This window comes from Gemmatimonas phototrophica (assembly GCF_000695095.2).
Classification (GTDB): Bacteria; Gemmatimonadota; Gemmatimonadetes; order Gemmatimonadales; family Gemmatimonadaceae; genus Gemmatimonas; species Gemmatimonas phototrophica.
The window spans coordinates 3,029,510-3,045,693 of the sequence record NZ_CP011454.1 but is presented as its reverse complement, the minus strand read 5'-3'; the positions used below and the strand labels follow the sequence as shown (position 1 = coordinate 3,045,693).

General features: G+C 63.9%; 13 protein-coding genes. 12 read left to right on the top strand and 1 reads right to left on the bottom strand.

The genetic code is table 11. The annotated features are described in order from the left end of the window. Positions 1 to 4: 4 nt before the first annotated feature. The 10 genes from GEMMAAP_RS12885 (at position 5) to xerC (ending at position 12,913) form a co-directional block, all read left to right on the top strand. Positions 5 to 622 carry a type IV pilus inner membrane component PilO gene (locus GEMMAAP_RS12885; protein WP_026849451.1) on the top strand — a complete coding sequence of 206 codons (618 nt, stop codon included), beginning with the start codon at positions 5 to 7 and terminating at the stop codon, positions 620 to 622. Next, a complete protein-coding gene (locus tag GEMMAAP_RS12880; protein ID WP_026849452.1) occupies positions 619 to 1,128 on the top strand; it encodes a hypothetical protein in 510 nt (169 codons plus the stop codon). The genes GEMMAAP_RS12885 and GEMMAAP_RS12880 overlap by 4 nt, the downstream gene beginning before the upstream one ends. After that, on the top strand, positions 1,125 to 3,350 hold the full coding sequence (locus tag GEMMAAP_RS12875; RefSeq protein WP_082821297.1) for a type IV pilus secretin family protein: 2,226 nt from the start codon (positions 1,125 to 1,127) through the stop codon (positions 3,348 to 3,350). The genes GEMMAAP_RS12880 and GEMMAAP_RS12875 overlap by 4 nt, the downstream gene beginning before the upstream one ends. A gap of 21 nt (positions 3,351 to 3,371) precedes the next feature. Then, positions 3,372 to 5,762 carry a YncE family protein gene (locus tag GEMMAAP_RS12870; RefSeq protein ID WP_026849454.1) on the top strand — a complete coding sequence of 797 codons (2,391 nt, stop codon included), beginning with the start codon at positions 3,372 to 3,374 and terminating at the stop codon, positions 5,760 to 5,762. 133 nt (positions 5,763 to 5,895) lie between these two features. Then, complete coding sequence (gene aroC / locus GEMMAAP_RS12865; RefSeq protein WP_026849455.1) at positions 5,896 to 7,092, top strand: chorismate synthase; 1,197 nt, start codon at positions 5,896 to 5,898, stop codon at positions 7,090 to 7,092. A 50-nt stretch (positions 7,093 to 7,142) separates the two neighbouring features. Next, positions 7,143 to 7,691: a shikimate kinase gene (locus GEMMAAP_RS12860; RefSeq protein ID WP_075071509.1), complete on the top strand. Its 549-nt coding sequence runs from the start codon at positions 7,143 to 7,145 to the stop codon at positions 7,689 to 7,691. Between the two features lie 3 nt (positions 7,692 to 7,694). Then, positions 7,695 to 8,123 carry a DUF494 family protein gene (locus tag GEMMAAP_RS12855; protein ID WP_026849456.1) on the top strand — a complete coding sequence of 143 codons (429 nt, stop codon included), beginning with the start codon at positions 7,695 to 7,697 and terminating at the stop codon, positions 8,121 to 8,123. 4 nt (positions 8,124 to 8,127) lie between these two features. Next, complete coding sequence (topA, locus tag GEMMAAP_RS12850; protein WP_053334046.1) at positions 8,128 to 10,605, top strand: type I DNA topoisomerase; 2,478 nt, start codon at positions 8,128 to 8,130, stop codon at positions 10,603 to 10,605. Beyond that, on the top strand, positions 10,602 to 11,960 hold the full coding sequence (gene trmFO / locus GEMMAAP_RS12845) for a methylenetetrahydrofolate--tRNA-(uracil(54)-C(5))-methyltransferase (FADH(2)-oxidizing) TrmFO (protein ID WP_043580644.1): 1,359 nt from the start codon (positions 10,602 to 10,604) through the stop codon (positions 11,958 to 11,960). Before topA ends, trmFO begins: the two co-directional genes overlap by 4 nt. Continuing rightward, a complete protein-coding gene (gene xerC, locus GEMMAAP_RS12840) occupies positions 11,957 to 12,913 on the top strand; it encodes a tyrosine recombinase XerC (protein WP_026849457.1) in 957 nt (318 codons plus the stop codon). Before trmFO ends, xerC begins: the two co-directional genes overlap by 4 nt. Before the next feature lie 84 nt (positions 12,914 to 12,997). On the opposite strand, the gene GEMMAAP_RS12835 is transcribed toward xerC, so the two are convergent. Then, positions 12,998 to 13,978 (bottom strand): threonine ammonia-lyase, encoded by a 981-nt coding sequence (locus GEMMAAP_RS12835; protein WP_026849458.1) that lies wholly within the window; start codon positions 13,976 to 13,978, stop codon positions 12,998 to 13,000. A 135-nt stretch (positions 13,979 to 14,113) separates the two neighbouring features. Here GEMMAAP_RS12835 and hslV point away from each other — a divergent pair, with 135 nt between their 5' ends. Both hslV and hslU read left to right on the top strand, forming a co-directional pair. Beyond that, positions 14,114 to 14,659 (top strand): ATP-dependent protease subunit HslV, encoded by a 546-nt coding sequence (hslV, locus tag GEMMAAP_RS12830; RefSeq protein ID WP_043580646.1) that lies wholly within the window; start codon positions 14,114 to 14,116, stop codon positions 14,657 to 14,659. Position 14,660: 1 nt separating this feature from the next. Then, on the top strand, positions 14,661 to 16,058 hold the full coding sequence (gene hslU / locus GEMMAAP_RS12825) for an ATP-dependent protease ATPase subunit HslU (protein ID WP_043580648.1): 1,398 nt from the start codon (positions 14,661 to 14,663) through the stop codon (positions 16,056 to 16,058). The last annotated feature ends 126 nt before the right edge of the window (positions 16,059 to 16,184 follow it).

Here is a 16,184-nt window from a genome sequence, read left to right as displayed (position 1 = left end):
CGCCATGGCTCTCCTTCCTACCTCCCAGCGAGATCAGGTCAAGCTGTTGATCGGCTTCTCGGCGATCGCCTTGGCGGTCATGTACTGGATGTATCCGTATGCGTCCAAGAACGAACAGCTGCTGCTCGATGAAACGCACGTGGCCGAACTCGAGGACGCCAACCAGAAGGCGGCGCGCGAGTTCGCCAGTGGCAGCATCGAAGAGCTGCGTTCACAGGCTGCGCAGAATCGCTCGGCGCTGACAGTCATGCGCCGCCTGGTGCCCACCGGCAACGAAGTTCCGGCGCTGCTCGAGGAAGTCAGCACGGCGGCACGTCGGGCCGGTCTCGATGTTGGCGGCGTGGTCCCCGAGCCGGTCATCGTGGGCGAGCGCTTCGATACCTATCGCTATACTGTCACCATCATCGGTGGCTATCACCAGTTCGGCGAGTTCCTCGCCAACGTGGGATCGCTCCCGCGTATTGTGGCGCCGGTGAACTTCTCCATCATGGCCGGTTCGTCCAATGTCCAGCGCGGCCAGGTGCGCACGTCGGAAAAGGGATCGCTGGCCGCGACCATCACCCTGCAGACCTACGTCGAGAAGACGGCGCCCGCGCCGCGCTCGAAGGAGCGGTCGTCATGACCCGGTTCACGCGGTTCCTCACAGTCGTGATGGCGAGCAGCCTCGCGGGTGTCCAGGTGGCGCAGGCCCAGACGCCGGCGCGTACGGTGCGCGGCGAGTCGGCCGGTACCGTCAGTGCACCCATTGCCCCGGCCGCAAAAGCCGAGAGCAAGAAAGTGACGACGCCGTCCGAAATCACCATTCAGCGCGAAGCCTTTGCGTACAGCGGTGGTGGCCGTCGCGACCCGTACAAGTCGCTCATGTCCAGCAGCGATGTCCGCCCGCTCTTGAGCGACTTGCGCCTCACGGCGGTGGCGTTTGATCCCGCCGGCAACAACTCGGTGGCGATTCTGCGCGACACGTACTCCAAAACACAGTATCGCGTGCGGGTCGGCCAGCAGTTGGGGCGGTTGCGCGTGAGTGGGATCCGCCAGAAGGCGGTGCAGTTCACAATCGAGGAATTCGGATTCAATCGGCAGGAGACGCTGCCGCTGAGCAGCGACACGACGAAAGTGAGGAATCCATGATGGGACCGACGACCGTTGCGGTGATGGCCGCGATGCTGGTGGGCACTGCGCCCACTCCCGCGCCACACACTGCCCCCTCGGCCGCTACGGCCATCACCAATGACGACGCGGTGATCCGTGGTCGCGTACGCGCCATTGAAGTAGCGCCGGCACCAAATGGCACCGCCATCGTGCTCGACGTAGATGCCGCGGTCACGCTGAACCACTTCACGCTCAGCAATCCCACCCGCATCGTGGTGGACCTGGGCGGCGCCAATCTGGCCATCCCGTCCAACTACGATGGCAAGGCGCGCGGAGCGGTTCGCAATGTCCGCCTCTCGCAGTTCCGGGCCGACACGGCGCGTCTCGTGATTGACCTCGATGCGGCCCACAAGTATACCGTCGAGCGTGACGGGAACAGTGTGCGCATCAATATCGAAGCGCCGTCGGCACAGTTTGCCCGCTGGGGGACTGGCCGCGCGTCCACGAACGTGACGGCCGTCGCCACGGGTCGCCTCGAATCACCGGTTGCCGTTCCTGCGACCGCCGCTCCCGCCGATTCCGCGCGCAAGCCGGACGCGGCGCCGGCCGCGATCAGTGAACCGGTCCGGATTGACGTCGCCAAGTCGGAGCCGCTCAAGGCGGAACCGGCCAAGGTGGAGGCGCCAAAGATTGACGTGAACTCCGAAGGCATGCTCACCCCGCGGACCCCCGCGTCGGAAGCGTCCATCTCGGCCGCGCGTCGTCAGCAGCAGAAGCCCCGCATCACGGTGTCGTATGATGGCACCAGCATCCGCGACGTGATTGCGGCCTTCGCCACCTTCTCGGGACGCACCATCGTCGTGGGCAAGGATGTGGACGGCACGGTCACCGCCGATATCGCCGACAAGCCGTGGGACGTCGCCCTGCAGGCCATCCTGCAGTCGCAGGGACTGGCCGCCACGGAAGACGCCAGCGGGATCATCTCGGTGGATAGCTACCGGAACCTGGCGTCCAACCAGGCGCTCGAGCCGCTGGTCACCCAGATCGTAGACATCAACTACGCCAAGGCCGCCGTGCTCCGCAATACGGTGCAGGCGCTGCTCGCCCGGGATTGCACGGGACTCAGCACCATGGCTACGGGCCGCGATCTCGGCATGCCGATGAATCAGTCTGGTGGCGGTTCGCAGGGTAATCAGCAGCAGATGGGCGGGCAGGGGTGCGTGGTGCGTGGCTCGGTGGCGTCGGATAGCGCCACCAACAAGCTGATCATCACGGAAGTCCCCTCGCGCCTGCCGGAAATCGTGTCGCGCATTCAGCAGCTCGATGTGCGCACGCCGCAGGTGGCCATCAAGGCGAAGATCGTGTTCGTGAATCGCACCGGCATTCAGGATATCGGTCTCGCCTACGACCTCGGCACCGGCAACAAGCAGTTCTTCCAGCAGCTGGTTCCGCGTACCGATCCGGCCACGCTGACCGCCATTGATACGGACGGCGACGGGGTGCCTGACGCGACGGGTGGCGGAGCGCCCTTCCAGGGCCCGGCGCGCATCGCCCTCGGCGGTAACGCCATCGCTGGTATTGCCAACGCCAACAATGCCATCAAGCCCAACGCCCTCAACCTGATCTACAGCACGGCACTCGGTCGCTATCAGTTGACCGCGTTCCTCAACGCGCTGCAGACCACGTCCCTGGCGGATGTGCAGTCGGAGCCCAGCATCACGATCCTGAACAACCGGAGCGCTGAGATCTTCGTCGGTCAGGAAATCCCGATCCGAGTGATCGACGCCGGTGGACAGGGCGCGCAGGGTGGCGGTGGCGGTGGTGGCGGTGGTGCCGGCGGTGGAGCCGGCGCCCAGGCGCCCAATGCGGCCGCCTTCTTCCCCCGGGCCGCCGTGTCCAAGGAAGAAGCCGGTATCAAGCTCTCGGTGACGCCCCAGATCACGAACAACAAGATGGTGCTCATGAACATCAAGGCGGAGAATTCCAGCGCGGAAATCTCTCAGACGGATGTGGGCGTCATCTTCAACCGGCAGCGCGCCGAATCGCAGGTGCTCGTGGCGGATGGTGAGGCGGCCGTGATTGGCGGACTCACGGTAACCGAAACCACGCGCTTCCGGAGCGGCATCCCGGTGCTCATGAATCTGCCGTTCGTCGGCCGGCTCTTCTCGCAGAACTCCAAGAACGAGACCAAGCGCGACCTCCTCATCCTGGTCACGCCCCACATCCTGGACGAAGGCGTCACGCCGCCCCCAGGCCGCTAAGGCGACGAGGATAAATCACTCATGTTCTCATTCTACTCCGCACCCCGGCCGCGCCTGCGCGCGGGTCTGGCCGCCCTCGTGGCGGCCGTGGCCCTCGGTGCTTGCGACGGTGACGAGGTCATCGATCCGCCCTTTGCCGATACCGTGAAGCCACGGGTCTCGATCGCCAAGGGCAATCCGGTGGCTGACACACTGCTGTCGGTGACCATCAACGCGACCGACAACATCGGCCTCAAGCGCGTTCGCCTGCTGCTGGCGGGCGGGATCACGGCGCAGTACGACACCGTGATGACCAGCGCCGTGACCTCCATCACGATGGCGGTCAACGTGAAGGTGCCGGGCAACGCGCCCATCGGTGCCACGGTCAGCGCCCGTACGGTGGCCACGGACGGTGCTGGCAATCAGTCCGACACGGCGTTGGTGGCCCTGACGGTGGGCAACCTTGAGCCGCCGCAAGCCATCATCACCAGTCCGGTCGCCAACTCACCGGTTGTGAGCGGCAAGGCGCTCGTGCTGTCGTTGTCCGGCAAGGCCCGCTACAAGGTCCGGACCATCGGCTACCAGATCAGCGGCGCGTACAGCTTCCGTGACTCGCTCACGTACAACTCGCCGCTGCGTGATTCCTTGTCGGTGCTCGATACGCTCACCATTCCGGACACGGTGCGCGGTGCGACCATCAATGTCACGCCGTTCGTCACGGACTCGCTCAACCAGCGCGTGCTGGGCACCACGGTCGCCTACGCGGTGCAGAGCCCGGCCAATGCGAACACCATTCCGGTGGTCCGTACCGGCGTGTCGCCGCGTGTCGAAGTCAGCGATACGGTGTTCGTTGAGGCGACCGACCCGGTTGGTATCGCCACGATTGGGTACGAGGTCCGTACGCTCACCGGGCAACTCCTGGTGGCCGACTCTGTGACTTCCACGGGAGCGTTTTCCACGCTGGTGCGCACGTTCCGATCGCGCATCCCGGTAACGGCCTTCCCAACGCCAGTCACGGTCGCCGGCTTCGCCCGCAACGCCAATGGTCGTCGTGATCTGGCCCGCTTCGGCTCCGGCGCCCTGCGTGCGGATACGGTACAGGTGGTGGCCGGCTACACCAATCCGCTTCCGGGCGGCGGTCAGATCGCCGACGCACTGTATGTGCCACGCACGGACCGGCTGTATCTCTCGAACATCGAGCGCAACTGGCTCGAGGTGTTCAACCTGGCCGACTCCACCTTCCGCGCCCCCATCGCCGTGGGCTCGCGCCCCTGGGGTATCTCGGCCTGGCCCCGGAATCGTGATGGCGTCATGGGTGACACGCTGCTCGTGGCGAACTCCGGTGGTACCAACGTCAGCTACGTGAACCTCAACGCCGGTCCTACCGGCCGCGAAGTGTATCGCTATCCGCTGCCCAATATCATGGTGTACTCGATCACGAGCACCCGGGCCGCGAATACCGATCAGGTCATCACGCAGCGCACGATCTACGACTTCAGCGATCGCCCGCAGTACATCGCCTCAACCTGTAGTGGACCGGTCAGCCCGGGTTCGGCGTGCGGCGATGTGGTCATCGTGTACTCGACAACGCCAACGCCTGGACAGAGCACGCCCTTCCCGAATCAGGGCACGATTCGCTGGGAGAACCTGAACAAGAAGTCTTCGCACTTCTTCTTCGAACAGGCAATCGGCCAGTCTCAGAATCGCGCGGACACGCTGGAGATCGAGCGCTTTGCCGCTGGTGGGGTGGGGGCCGACTCCATTCTGCTGCCGGCTCGCCAGACGGTCACCACGGATAACGGTTCGTACAACTACTCCATCGTCGTCCGCCTCGATCAGCTGGCGTTCCGCGACACCACGTTCGTCCGCAACTCGGGCAACTTCCGTCGCGCCGTCTTCGGGGAAGGTGGCCCGGTACTCGGCAGCCGCGCCATGACGTACGATGTCACCCGCGGATTCGAGACCACGCCGCCGCTGCCCGTCATCGATCGCGGTGTCTCGCGCCCGGTGGACGTGTCGGACTTCATCGCCAATACCTTCGCCCGTGTCCAGGGCGTCGGGATCAACTTTGATGGTGAGCTGAATGCGGTGAAGGGTGACTCCACCTACCTGTTCGACAACTCGCTCCGACTGCAGGGTATTCTGCAGAGCCGGCCGAGTGGTGGTGGGCTGGACTTCCACCCGCTGAACTCGGGGGCGAATTCGACCCCGCTGCGCACGCGCCTCGCCTTCGTGGCGTCGAGCGAGCCGGTCATCGACGTGTTCGACACGTATTGCTATCGCAAGATCGCCACGATCCCCATTCGTGATCCGATCGTTGGGCCGGTGCGCGCCACGGTTCGCCCGAACGGTCAGCTCGTGCTCGTGGGGGCGACCATCCGCGGTGTGACGCTGGTTGCACTGCCGGACAACTTCACGACCACCTGCCAGTAAACGTCGATCTTGAAAACAACGAGGGCCCCGGACTAGTCCGGGGCCCTCGTTGTTTCCCCCCTCTCGCTCTCACCGTCCACGTCTCCAGTCTCAACAACTCCCGATTTCAGGTGGGGCCGGGTAGGTTGCTCTCATGCCCCTCAGATTTACCACTGCCGGCGAGTCGCATGGTCCCGCGCTCGTGTCGTTACTGGAAGGAATGCCGGCCGGTGTGCCGTTGCTGGCCGACGACGTCAATACCGAACTCGCGCGCCGTCAGCAGGGATACGGACGCGGGCGTCGGATGCAGATCGAAACCGATCGCATTGAGTTTCTCTCTGGTGTTCGCGCCGGCGAAACCCTTGGCTCCCCCATCTCCATGCTGGTCCGCAACAGCGACTGGAAGAACTGGATGGAGATCATGGACCCGGCGCCCCGCGAGGCCGACACTGACGGGCTGCGCAAGCGCCATGTGACGCGAGTGCGCCCCGGGCATGCCGACCTCACAGGCCTCCTCAAGTACGATCGCAGCGACGCCCGCGACATCCTCGAGCGGGCCTCGGCCCGCGAAACCACCGCGCGCGTGGCAGCGGGTGCGATCTGCAAGGTGCTGCTGCGCGAGGTCGGTGTACGGATCGGATCCCACCTGGTGCACCTGGGTGGCATCGACGCGGCGCGCCCCGATGTGTTGCCGGAGGATCTCAATGCGGCCTCCGACGCGTCGCCATTGCGCACGCTCGATGCACAGGCCGAGGCGCGCATGATTGAGCGCATCGACGCCGCCAAGAAAGAGGGGAACACGCTGGGCGGAATCTGCGAAGTGGTGGTGACCGGCCTGCCGGTAGGCCTTGGATCGCACGTGTCATGGGATACGCGCATTGACGGACGGCTGGGGCAGGCCATGCTCTCCATTCCCGCCGTTAAGGGCGTTGAGGTGGGGTTGGGCTTTGAAACGGCCCGTCGTACCGGTGCCGAGGTGCACGACGAAATTGAAGCGGCTCCAGGGCGTACCCGGGCTGGTCACGTGCGTCGGCGCACCAATCGGGCCGGCGGCACGGAGGGGGGGATGACCACCGGGGAGGAGTTGGTGATTCGGGTGGCCATGAAGCCCATTTCCACCCTCATGCGCCCGCTCGGGACCGTGGATATGGCCACCGGCCAGGCCGCACAGGCGGTCGCGGAGCGCAGCGATGTCACCGCCGTCCCGGCCATGGGCGTAATCGCCGAATCCATGGCTGCCTTTGTTCTGGCGAACGCACTTCTGGAAAAGTTTGGTGGCGACTCGCTGCCGGAAACGCAGCGGAATCTCAACGCTTATCTGGCGCGCCTCGACGAACGCGTGGACCGTTAGCCGCGGACATGGGCACGCGGCACATCGTGCCGAAAACTCACGCCTCCCCCATGACCTCTTCCACGACACAGTTTGACGGGCACCTGGTGCTGGTGGGGCTTCCCGGCGCCGGGAAGTCCACCATGGGGCGTGCGGTGGCCAAGCGGTTGGGGCGCCCGTTCCTGGACTTCGATACGGAGATAGAACTGCGTACCGGGCGCTCGGTGGCCCGCTTTTTTGCGGAACAGGGCGAGGCGGCGTTCCGGGCCCTCGAGGTCGCACTCACCCGGGAGCTCGCTGCCGCGCCGCCAATGGTTCTGGCACCTGGTGGCGGTTGGGTGACGAACGCTGGTGTCATAGAATTGCTGAGGCCGCCGGGACGAATTGTGCACCTTCGGGTATCCCCCGAAGCCGCCATGCGTCGTATCTCGCGGTCCCGGATTGTTCGGCCCTTGTTGCAGCAAGCGGATCCGGAGGCCAAAATGCGGAGCCTGTGGGAGGCCCGAGCCGCCCTCTATAATAGGGCCGATTACGTTGTTGATGTGGAAACTCTTACCACACAACAAGTTACAGATTCTCTGGTGGCGCTTGCCCATGAGGGGACGCCGGGGGTAGGTTAGGAAATGGACGATCGCTGGGCGCCGGTCTTGAACGAGTTACGGGAGCGTTTTGCTGCCGATACCGATGTCGTGGAGGTGGAAGCCTACCTCTCGGCGAAAGGATACGACCGGCGACAAATCGGTGAGATTCTTTCCTTGCTGTATAGCGATAATGCGCCGTCGCCCACTTGGGGCGGTGCCGACAGCGAACGTGAGCCGTCCCTGCGGGTGCAGGGGCCTCACGAGCGCGGCCGGTTTACCACGGATGCCTGGGGCTATCTCATCACGCTCTATGCGTCCGGCGCCGTGACCCTGAACGATTTCGAGCAACTGGTGGAACGCGCGCTCGTCCATGTTGACGGCCGCATCACCTTGGCGGATGTCCGTGCGCTGGCGGACGACGTCGGGTTGGATGATGGCGCCATGGGTGGCGAGCGTCCCCTGATTCACTGAGCTGATGCCAACAAAAAAGGCAGCACCCAAGACGGCGAAAAAAGCCACGGCCAAGCCCGCGGCCAAGTCCGCCGCCAAAAAGGCTCCCGCCAAAAAAGCGGCGGCCAAAAAGAGCGCGGTGAAAAAAGTGGCCTCGCGGAAGGCGGCTCCGGTGGAACTCGAGGAAGAGCTCGAGCCGGCACCGGCAGGCGGGACGTCGCTCGTTATCGTCGAGTCGCCGGCCAAGGCCAAGACCATCGGCAAGTACCTGGGGCGCGGCTACACCGTGCGCGCCACGGTCGGTCACGTCCGCGATCTGCCGGCCAAAAAGCTGGGGATCGATATCGATCACGGCTTTGCCCCCGAGTACGTCACGATCGAGGGCAAGGAGGACATCCTCACCGACCTCAAGAAAATCGCCAAGGGTGCGCGCGAGATCTTCATCGCGACCGACCCTGATCGCGAAGGGGAAGCCATCGGCTGGCACGTGGAGCAGTACTTCACGCAACCCAAGCGGCACGCGGTGTCGGCGCCCATTCGCCGGGTGATGTTCCACGAAATCACCAAGGATGCGGTGCACAAGTCCATGGCGAAACCCATGGACATCGACAACAAGAAAGTCGAAGCGCAGCAGGCACGCCGAGTGCTCGACCGACTGGTGGGATACAAGGCCAGTCCGGTGCTCTGGAAGACGGTGAAGAAGGGACTCAGCGCCGGTCGTGTGCAGACCGTCGCGCTCCGTCTCATTGTGGAGCGTGAACGCGAAATCCGCGCCTTCACCCCGGTTGAGTACTGGAGCATCGCCGCCGACCTGCAAAAGGGACAACAGCCGTTCTCGGCCAAGCTGCACCACGTGGACGGCAAGAAGCCCGAGATTTCCACCGGTGCCGAAGCCGACGCCATTCTCGCCGATCTCAAGGGACGAAAGGAATTCGAAGTCACCGAGGTCAAGCGGCGCGAGCGTCGCAAGAACCCGGCGGCACCATTCACCACGTCCACGCTGCAGCAGGAAGCCGCCAAGAAACTCGGGTTCGGCTCCAAGCGTACCATGCGGCTGGCGCAGGATCTGTACGAAGGCATCGATGTGGGTATTGATGGCGCGACGGGTCTCATTACGTACATGCGTACCGACTCCACGCGCGTCAGTGAGGATGCCGCCAACACCGCGCGCGAAGCATTGCGCTCGCAGTTCGGTGAAGACTTTCTGTCGCCGCAACCGCAGCTCTATCCCAGCGGCAAGGCCAACGCGCAGGATGCCCACGAAGGCGTACGTCCCACCGATCCCTCCCGTCGTCCGGAGCAGGTGCAGAAGTACCTGACCGCCGATCAGTTCAAGCTCTATCAGCTCATCTGGCAGCGCTTCATGGCGTCGCAGATGGCTCCGGCCGTCTTCGATACCACGACGGTCGATTTCGATATCGCCACGAAGGGCCGTCAGTGTCTGTTCCGCGCCACCGGTTCCGTCATCAAATTCCAGGGATTCCTCGCCCTCTACCGCGAAGCGCGCGAAGAAGGGGACTCCAAGGCGCTTGAAGACGAACAGGCGCTCCCGTTCCTCGAGATGGGCGAGAAGGTGCCCGTCAAGGCCATCACGCCCACGCAGCACTTCACCGAACCGCCGCCGCGATTCTCCGAAGCGTCGCTCGTAAAGGAACTCGAGCGGCTCGGTATCGGTCGCCCGTCCACCTACGCCAGCATCATCTCGGTGCTCGCCGAGCGACGCTATGTGGCGCTCGAGCAGCGACGGTTCTTCCCGTCGGAGTTGGGGGAAACGGTCGAAAAGGTCATGGTGAAGAAATTCCCCGACCTCTTCGATGTGCACTTCACCGCGAAGATGGAGTTGGAGCTCGACAAGATCGCCGATGGCGATGCCAACTGGATCGAAGTGCTCGGCGAAGAATGGTCGAAGATCAAGAAAAATCTGCACGACGACGATCTGCCGCAGCTCATCGGCGAGGCCTACGACCTTTCGGCGCTCGAGACGGAGCGCTGCCCGGAGTGCGGCGGCAAGCTCGTGGCCAAGGGCGGATTCTTCGGGCCGTTTGTGGCCTGCGAAAATCATCCCAAGGTCTGCAAATACACGCGCCCCATCAAGGGTGAGAAGAAGCCGGCCGAACTCACGAAGTACATGTGTCAGGAGTGCGGTGAGCCGATGGTCATCCGCCACGGGCGCTCCGGCGACTTCCTGGGGTGCAGCAAGTTCCCCAAGTGTCGCGGCACGCGCAGCATGCCCACCGGCGTGAAGTGTCCCAAGGATGGCGGGGAAATCGCCGAGCGTCGTTCCAAAAAACGCGGCAAGGCATTCTACGGCTGTGAGAACTATCCCAATTGCGATTTTGTGGTGTGGGATAAGCCGGTCGCCGAAACCTGCCCGGAATGCGGGTATGTGGGTGCCGAAGCCAAGTCCAACAAGACGCGCGGGTCCTTCCGGAAGTGCCTCAAGTGCACCAACGAGTGGGACGTGGCCGCGCCGGATGAGGCCGAAGTGGCTGAGGTGGCGTGACCGTCCATGTGATTGGTGGCGGGCTCGCAGGCAGTGAGGCGGCGTGGCAACTCGCTGAACGCGGGCACGACGTGGTGCTCCATGAAATGCGCCCCGTGCGCGGCACGGCGGCGCACCGCACGGAAAAGCTGGGCGAGCTCGTCTGCTCCAATACGTTCAAGAGCACCGAGCCATCCAATGCGCACGGGCTGCTGAAGGCGGAAATGCGGACGCTGGGCTCGCTGATCCTGGCCTGTGCTGACGAAGCACGGGTGCCAGGAGGCAGCGCGCTGACGGTGGACCGCGAGATTTTTTCGCAGGGCGTGCACGATCACATTCACGCCCATCCGCGCATTTCAGTGTCGCGCGAAGAGGTCACCGAGATCCCTGAGGTCGGCATCGTTGCCACGGGGCCGCTCACCAGTGACGCGTTGGCTGAGCGCATCCGGGCGCGCCTCGGTGTGGAATCGCTGGCTTTTTACGACGCGATTGCCCCGGTCATTTCGCTCGACTCCATTAATCAGGATGTCGCTTTCCGGGCCTCGCGCTGGGGCAAGGAAACCATGGAAGGCGCAGGCGAAGAAGGGGCCTACCTCAACTGCGCGTTCAGCAAGGAGGAGTACGAGGCGTTCATCGACGCGCTCACGACCGCCGACCAGTTCACCGCGCACGAGTTCGACAGTGTGCCGTACTTCGAAGGGTGCATGCCCGTCGAAGAGATGGCCCGCCGTGGTCGGGAGTCGCTGCGCTTCGGACCCATGAAACCCATCGGGTTGCAGGATCCGCGCAGTACGGCCCGTCCGCATGCGGTGGTGCAGCTGCGGCAGGAAGATCGCGCCGGTCGCATGTGGAACCTCGTGGGCTTTCAGACGCGTTTGCGCATTCCCGAGCAGGCCCGTGTGTTTCGCATGATCCCGGGGCTCGCGGACGCGGAATTTCTGCGCTTTGGCAGCATTCACCGCAATTCGTACGTGAATGCTCCGGCGGCGTTGTCCCCGCATCTCGCACTGCGCGATGCACCAACGACGCTGTTCGCCGGGCAGATTACGGGTGTTGAAGGCTACACGGAAAGCAGTGCCACCGGCCTGCTGGCCGGCATCAATCTGTCGCGGCTCCTGAGGGGTGAGGAGCCGGTCGTGCCGCCGCCTTCCACCATGATGGGCGCGCTGTATCGGTATCTGCGCGAAGCCGATCCCAAGCACTTTCAGCCCATGAACGCCAACTTCGGTCTGCTCGACGACCTCGAAGGCGTACCGGCCAAAGTGCTCAAGGACAAAACAAAGAAGCGCGAACTGTTCGCTGAACGGGGGCTGGCGCAGATAGCGGCGTGGCGTGATGCCCACGCCCTGACGGCGGCAACGCCCGTCCTGGGATGACGACCTCGGAGGAGACCGTCGCGCTGCCCACGGAGATCGGGGAGTTTCTGACCCATCTCCAGAAGGAGCGCGATCTGTCTCCCAATTCCGTGGGCGCCTATACGCGCGACCTGCGGGAGTTCTCCGTCTGGCTGGCGCAAACCCACGGGGTAGGCGGGTGGGACTGGAATGAGCTGTCGCGTACAAGCATTCGCGGCTACATGGCGCATCTCACCCGGCGTGGGCTCGCCAAGCGCAGTATCGCGCGCCAGCTGTCGGCCGTACGCAGTTTCTACCGGTGGATGCACCGCGATGAACGCGTGGACATCAATCCTGCCCGCGCGGTGGGATCGCCGCGGTTGCCGCGCACCCTGCCGTCATACCTCGATCGGCAGCAAGCCGATACGCTCATGCAGCACGCCACCACCCGCGCGCAGAGTCTCGATTTCACCGATGTGCGCAACCTCGCCATGCTGGAGCTGTTCTACTCCAGCGGGCTGCGCCTCTCTGAGCTGTGCGGCATTGATCTGTCCGATCTCGACCTCGTGTCGCAGCAGGTCAAGGTGCGCGGCAAGGGGCGCAAGGAGCGTATCGTGCCGTTGGGCGATCACGCTCAGCGGGCGCTGCGCAATTACCTCGTGAAGCGCGACGCGCTGTTGTTGCAGTTGGGCGGCGCGAAAGCTGGGCGACTCGCCCGCGGCGCGGTCTTTCTGAGTGCCCGCGGCACCCGCATCAGCACGCGCGCGGTGCAGCACGCCATGGTCACGTTGCTCGATGCGGTGGGCGAAGGCGCCGACCTCACCACCCACTCGCTCCGCCATACCTTCGCCACGCACATGGTAGATGGTGGTGCTGATCTGCGCGCGGTACAGGAACTACTGGGGCACGCCAGCATCAGCACCACGCAGATCTACACGCACACCAGCGTCGATCGGTTGAAAAAGGTATACCGTCAGGCTCACCCTAGAGCGTAGCGAAACTGACAACTCAAAACCCTGACCCAAAACTCGAAACTGATCAGTTGCGGGTTCTGGGTTCGAGTTCTGGGTCATGAGTTCCTACACCCCCGGGGTCCCCCCTGCCAGAATCGTCGCGGCCCGCTGCGCATCAAGATTGCCGCCGCACATCACGATGCCGACTGTCTGACCCGCCAGACGCGGCGCCAGCAAGCGAAGCCCTGCCAATCCCGCCGCGCCTGCGCCTTCCGCAAGATTGTGCGTGATCGTCCATAAATCCCGCACCGCCTGTGAGATCATCGATTCACCGGCGAGTACAAAGTCTGCGAGGCCACCACGAAGGGTATCGAAGGTCAAGTCGTACGTGGAGCCGGTCGCGATCCCCTCGGCAAACGTCTGCGCCGGAGCACCGCTGCGCGAAACACCGTCGTGCCAGGCATCGTGTTGCGCGCTCGCGCCCTGGCTTTGTACCGCGTACACCTTGAACGACGGCTTGAGCTCGGCGCCCGCCACCAGTGCGCCCACCGCTTGAGAGCCGCCTCCCAGCGCAATGACGATGGCGTCCAGTTCTGGAGCCTGTTCCAGAAATTCGACGCTCATGGTGCCCGCGCCGGTCAACACCTCGCGATGATTGGTGGAATGCACGATGGTGCGGTGCTCCTGCTCGGCGATGGTACGGCACGCCGCCACCGCATCGTCGTAGCGATCGCCAACTTCCATGAGCGTGGCGCCAAACGAGCGAATGCCCGCGTTCTTCTCCGGGTTGTTCCCCTTGGGCACACAAATGGTCACGGAGACACCGCGCGCAGCCCCGGCCCAGGCCAGCCCCAGCCCATGGTTGCCAGTGGTGGCCGCAATCACTCCACGTTCGGCCTGCTCCGGCGTGAGCGCCGTAATGGACGCCGTACCGTTGCGCACCTTGAAGCTGCCCGTGGGCAGGTGATTCTCATGCTTCACCAGCACCCGGATGCCATACCCCACCAACTCGTCAAGCAGGGGGTAATGGCGAACTGGTGAAGGGACAAAGAACGGACGCAGCCGCTCGCGCGCCGCCGTGATATCGGCAAAGGAAATGGGAGGCATACCGGGAAATATGACACCAAGACCAGCGCCTGTCTTTCGCGATCCGCGACGTTACGGGGGGCCGAGTGCGTCGAAGAAAAGTGCCTGGAGATCGACGGTGTGTCACCAATTCTGCGCGCCGCGTATCTTATTCACATGACACTGCCGCAAATTCGCGCCACCACTATCCTCGCGGTACGCCGCGACGGACGCGTCGCCATTGGGGGCGACGGTCAAGTCTCCGTTGGTGATACCGTCGCCAAGAACTCGGCCGTGAAGGTCCGGCAACTCAAGGGCGGTCGCGTGCTCGCCGGCTTCGCTGGTTCGGTAGCCGACGCACTCACACTCTTCGAAAAGTTTGAGGAGAAGCTGGAGCGCTACCCCGGCAATTTGCCGCGCGCGGCCGTGGAGCTCGCCAAGGAGTGGCGCAGTGATCGCGTGCTGCGGCGTTTGGAGGCCATGCTCATCGTAGCCGATGCCAACCACGGCTTCATGCTGAGCGGGAACGGCGAACTGATTGAGCCGGACGACGGCATTCTGGCGATCGGCTCGGGTGGAGCATATGCCCAGGCCGCGGCGCGGGCGCTGCTACGCGAAACGGCGCTGCTGCCGCGCGATATCGTCACCAAGGCGCTCACAATTGCCGGGGAGATCTGCATTTACACCAACACCAATATCACGGTGTTGGAGCCGAGCGTCTGACATGGCTTCTCCACGCACGCAACAAGCCATCGCGCGACTCGCGGACCTGACGCCTCGCCAGATTGTGGCGGAGCTGGATCGGTACATCGTGGGTCAGGCGGATGCCAAGAAGTCCGTCGCCATTGCCCTGCGCAATCGCTGGCGCCGACAACGGGCGCCGGAGTCCATTCGCGACGAAATCTCTCCCAACAACATCATTCTCATTGGGCCCACTGGCGTGGGTAAAACAGAGATTGCCCGTCGACTGGCCAAGCTGTCCGGGGCGCCGTTCGTGAAGGTCGAAGCCTCCAAGTTCACGGAAGTGGGCTATGTGGGTCGCGACGTGGAAAGCATGGTGCGCGATCTCATTGAGAACGCCATCGATATGGTGCGCACTGAGCGGGAATCCGAGGTCGAGGACCTCGCCATCGGCAAAGTGGACGAGCGTATTCTGGATCTGCTGCTGCCAACTCCGCCCGCCTTGGCGGCCGAAGCTTCTCCCGATGCGAAGGTGGAGCATGAGCAGTCGCTCGAGCGGCACAAGCGCACGCGAGACAAGCTCAAGGCGCTGCTGCTGGACGGACAGCTGGATGGTCGGGAGGTAGAAATCGAAGTGACCCAAAGCGGACCGGGCATGCCGGGGGCCGCCATGCCCGGGGCGCCGGAGGGGATGGAGAGTGTCGCCGACTGGTTTCGCGACATGATGCCCAAGAAGAAGAAGCGACGTACCGTCAAGGTGAGTGAAGCGCGCCGCCTGCTGCTGGACGAGGAACTTGATAAGCTGATCGACCTTGATGACCTCACCGGAGACGCGCTGGAGCGTACCGAGGCCATGGGGATCGTCTTCCTCGACGAGATCGACAAGATCGCCGGCGAGCGGGGGCAGGGCGGGGGCCCCGATGTCTCACGCGAAGGCGTGCAGCGGGATCTACTGCCCATCGTGGAAGGCTCGAACGTGCAGACCAAGTATGGCATGGTCAAAACCGACCATATCCTCTTTGTCGCGGCGGGTGCCTTCCATGTCAGCAAACCCAGCGATCTCATTCCGGAGCTGCAGGGACGTTTCCCTATTCGGGTCGAACTCAAGGCGCTTACCGAATCCGACTTCGTACGCATCATGACCGAGCCGGAGAACGCGCTGACCAAGCAGTACGCCGCCCTTGTCGAGGCCGAAGGGGCCAGCCTCACCTTTACCGACGATGGAATAGCTGAGCTCGCCAGGGTGGCTGCTCGGGTGAACGAACGTATGGAGAACATCGGGGCGCGCCGGTTACACACCGTTATGACCACCCTCCTTGAGGAGGTGCTCTACGAGCTTCCCGATCGTGGAAAAGAGGCGGTCCTGGTGAACGCCGAGATGGTGCGGGACCGGCTGCGCTCTATTGCGGAAGACGAAGATTTGCGGAAGTACATCTTGTAACGGCCGGGAAGGGGCTGGGGTGACCGACTCGCTGCGATTCCCGGCGGGTCTACTCTTGACGGGGCACGACGCAAAGACAACTTTGTTGTCACGGCGAACAAAGCTCCCCCTTCCCGATCGACTCGC